Genomic DNA, 3,946 nt, shown 5'->3' with positions numbered 1-3,946 from the left:
GGGCGGCACCATCCCCTCCGCCGCCCCGTCACCCCGTAGCAACAGCACCCACACGAACCGCGGTACCGGAAACACGGGCACCGGCAACAACAGCACAGGAGGTGCAGGGCGTTGACGACGCAGTCCCCACCGATCACGCCGCGCCGCACGTATCTCATCGGCCGCGCCCGGCCGAACGCGATCGTCGGCAAGAACCGCGAGACCGGCGAGATCGCGCTGATCATCGCCGGCGCGTTCCTCGGCATGATGAGCGGGCTGCTGGTCCCCGTCCTGTCCCTGCGGATCGTGCTGCTCATGGGCTTCCCGATGCTGGCCCTGATGGCGGTGTACGTCCCGTACAAGCACCGCACCTTCTACAAGTGGTTCGAGATCAACCGCAGTTACAAGCGAACCCTGCGCAACGGCACGACGTACCGCAGCGGCGCCATGGAAGCCGGCGTGCGCGGCGACGGCCGTGAGGTCGAGGTCGGCCCGCCGCCCGGTATCGGCCGTATCAACTGGCTCGCCGCGCCCTTCGGCCCCGACGAGATCGCGGTACTCCTGCACGCCGACCGCCGGACGGTGACCGCGGCCATCGAGATCGAGGGCCCGGGCGTCGGTCTGCGCGACAGCGAGGACCAGGAAGCCCTGGTGGACCGTTTCGGCACGCTGCTCAAGCACGTCGCCAACGGCGACGGCTTCGTGACCCGCCTCCAGATGCTCGCCCGCACCCTCCCCGCCGACCCCGACGCCCACGCCAAGGACGTCGCCCAGCGCGGCGACGGGCACGCCCCCGGCTGGCTGAAGGACTCGTACGACCAGCTCCAGTCCATGGTCTCGACGTCCAGCGAGCAGCACCGCGCCTACCTCGTCGCCTGCATGCACTACTCCCGCGAGCTCGCCGCCGAGGCCAACGCCATGGCCCGCGCCGCCCGCCCGCACGGCGGCCGCAGGCTCGACCGCGACTCCGGCCTCGCCGTCGTCATGGCGCGTGAGCTCACCGATATCTGCGCGCGGCTCGCTGAGGCCGACATCCGGGTGCGCCAGCCCCTCGGCCAGGGCCGCCTCGCGTCCCTCGTGCACTCGATGTACGACCCCGACCACCCCATCGACCACATCCAGGCCATGACGAAGCGCAACGCCTGGCCGGCCGAGCTGGACGCCATGGAGGCGACGTACCTCCAGGCCAAGACGCGTGAGTCGTCCACCCGCGCGCCCTGGTGCCACGCCACCGCCTGGGTGAAGGAGTGGCCGATGACGCCCGTCGGCGTCAACTTCCTCGCCCCGCTGCTCGTCCACACCCCGGACGTGATCCGTACGGTCGCCGTGACCATGGACCTCGAACCCACCGAGATCGCCATCGAGCGGATGCTGACGGAGAAGACCAACGACGAGGCGGAAGCCAGCCGTCAGGCCAAGATGAACCGCACCGTCGACCCGCGTGACATCGCCGCGCACGGCCGGCTCGACCAGCGGGGTGAAGATCTCGCCAGCGGCGCGGCCGGGGTCAACCTGGTCGGGTACATCACTGTGTCGTCGCGTTCACCCGAGGCGCTGGCCCGCGACAAGCGGACCATCAGGGCCTCGGCCGGGAAGTCGTATCTGAAGCTGGAGTGGTGCGACCGCGAGCACCACCGGGCGTTCGTCAACACCCTGCCGTTCGCCACCGGTATCCGTCGTTAGCCGAGAGGGCAGACCCGCCATGCGAGATCCGCTGTCCGCCGTCACGGATGCCTTCACCAGCTTCCTCTTCGGAAAGGTCGAGACGACCAGACTTCCCGTCCGTACGTCGACGGGCCAGGCCCAGGCGGTCTACCTGCCGACCGCGGCGCCGGGCCTCGGCGACTCGGGCGTGATCATCGGCCGCGAGGTCTACAGCGGCAAGGGGTACATCTACGACCCCTTCCAGCTGTACGGGCAGCAGCTTCCCGCGCCGCACTGGCTGGTCCTCGGCGAGTCCGGCAACGGCAAGTCGGCGCTGGAGAAGACGTACGTACTGCGTCAGCTGCGCTTCAAGGACCGGCAGGTCGTCGTCCTCGACGCACAGGGCGAGGACGGGGTCGGCGAGTGGAACCTGATCGCCCAGGAGCTGGGGATAACTCCCATCCGGCTCGACCCGACGGCGGCCCTCAACGACGGCATCCGCCTCAACCCCCTCGACCCGTCGATCACGACCACGGGGCAGCTCGCCCTGCTCCGTACGATCATCGAGGTCGCGATGGGGCACGGCCTCGACGAGCGGTCCGGCTTCGCGCTCAAGGTCGCCCACGCGTACGTGAACGAGACGATCGTCGACCGGCAGCCGGTCCTGACGGACATCGTCGAGCAACTGCGCCACCCGGAACCGGAGTCGGCCGAGGCCATGAATGTCGACCTGGACGACGTACGGGCCTGGGGCCTGGACGTCGCCCTCGTCCTGGACCGCCTCGTCGACGGTGACCTGCGGGGCATGTTCGACGGCCCGACGACGGTCGGCATCGACCTGGACGCGCCGCTGATCGTCTTCGACCTGTCGCACATCGACCGGAACTCGATCGCGATGCCGATCCTGATGGCGATCGTCGGCGTATGGCTGGAACACACCTGGATCCGGCCGGACCGCAAGAAGCGCATCTTCCTTGTGGAGGAGGCGTGGCACATCATCAACTCCCCCTTCGTGGCGCAGCTCTTCCAGCGCCTGCTGAAGTTCGGCCGCCGCCTGGGCCTGTCCTTCGTGGCGGTCGTCCACCACCTCTCCGACGTGGTGGACGGGGCGGCGGCGAGAGAGGCGGCGGCGATTCTGAAGATGGCATCGACCCGGACGATCTACGCCCAGAAGGCGGACGAGGCACGGGCGACCGGGCGGGTGCTCGGCCTGCCGCGCTGGGCGGTCGAGATCATCCCGACGCTGACGCCGGGCATCGCCGTATGGGACGTGAACGGCAACGTCCAGGTCGTCAAGCACCTGATCACCGAAGCGGAACGGCCCCTCGTCTTCACGGACCGCGCGATGACGGAGACCTCGGCGGAGATGATCTCGGACGACCTGCGAGCCGCGGAGTGGGAGGCGGAGCAGAGGGCGGCGCTCATCGAGCAACAGATGAACGAGTCCTCTTCCTCGGAATCGACGGTCGCCTGAGATGGGACAGCACCACCACGGACAGCACCACGACCGGCAGGGCGAGCGCGGCATCCCCGACTCCCTGCTGGTCGGCCTGCTGGCGTTCCTGCTCGGCCTGATGATCCTCGCGTGGCTGGCGACGGGCCTGGCGGGCCTGTTCGCCCACGGCGCGTGGCCGGACGGTGTCACCTTCGCCCGTACGCCGCTGGCCCTGCGCCACCTGATGGGCGCGCCGCACGACATCCCGGCGGCGTGGCCGGACACACCGCCGGACCAGCTGTCGGGGTACGGGCTGTTCTGGGGCCTGCTCATCGGCGAGCTGATGATCCTCGGCGTACTGACGATCTTCGTACTGGGCGTACTGGCCCGCCTGAAGGCCCAGCGCGAGACGGCGCGGGCGAGGGCGAGGACGGCGGCCGAAGCGCCCGAACCGGCGAAGGCACCCCCGGGGCACCTGGACAACTCGGCCCGGCACCCGGCCGGCCCCGGGCCGTTCCCCGCCCACGACGGCACAGCCACGGGCTACGAGTCCGCGGGACTCCCCCCGGCGGGCACCGGCTACGGCCCCGGGGGCGGACCGCACCCGGCAGCAGGTGCCGCGTACGGCCCGGGCGGCCCCCACGTTGGAGCGGGCAGCGCCGGCTACGCCCCCGGCGGCCTCACCCACACGGGGGCGGACGCCGGCCACGGCCCGGCGGGTCTACCGCACCCGGACGCCGGCACGGGGCTCCCACCGGGCGCGGGGACGGTCCCCGGCGGTACCGGAGCCCGGGGCACCGCCGAACACGCCCCGCCGCACACCTACGACCCGCACCACACGGGCCTCACGCCTCACATGGCCACAGACCTGTCTCTTATACAAATCTC

At 70.6% G+C, this 3,946-nt stretch carries 2 protein-coding genes and 1 pseudogene; all 3 read left to right on the top strand.

Annotation, left to right across the window (positions count from 1 at the left end; genetic code table 11):
* Positions 1 to 111: 111 nt before the first annotated feature.
* A complete protein-coding gene (locus tag E2E34_RS32245; RefSeq protein ID WP_138905389.1) occupies positions 112 to 1,662 on the top strand; it encodes an SCO6880 family protein in 1,551 nt (516 codons plus the stop codon).
* A 19-nt stretch (positions 1,663 to 1,681) separates the two neighbouring features.
* Positions 1,682 to 3,097, top strand: coding sequence for an ATP-binding protein (locus tag E2E34_RS32240; protein ID WP_138905388.1), 1,416 nt, complete (start codon positions 1,682 to 1,684; stop codon positions 3,095 to 3,097).
* 1 nt (position 3,098) lies between these two features.
* Positions 3,099 to 3,946 (top strand): annotated as a pseudogene (locus E2E34_RS36815) (type VI secretion protein); the annotation flags it as partial.

This window comes from Streptomyces albidochromogenes (assembly GCF_005981925.1).
Lineage (GTDB): Bacteria > Actinomycetota > Actinomycetes > Streptomycetales > Streptomycetaceae > Streptomyces > Streptomyces albidochromogenes.
The sequence above is the reverse complement of the archived record's forward strand: the minus strand, read 5'-3'. Positions and strand labels throughout refer to the sequence as shown.

Bases quoted from the DNA above. Each gene is read 5' to 3' on its own strand.
- E2E34_RS32240 (WP_138905388.1), top strand. From the start codon at position 1,682: ATGCGAGATCCGCTGTCCGCCGTCACGGATGCCTTCACCAGCTTCCTC.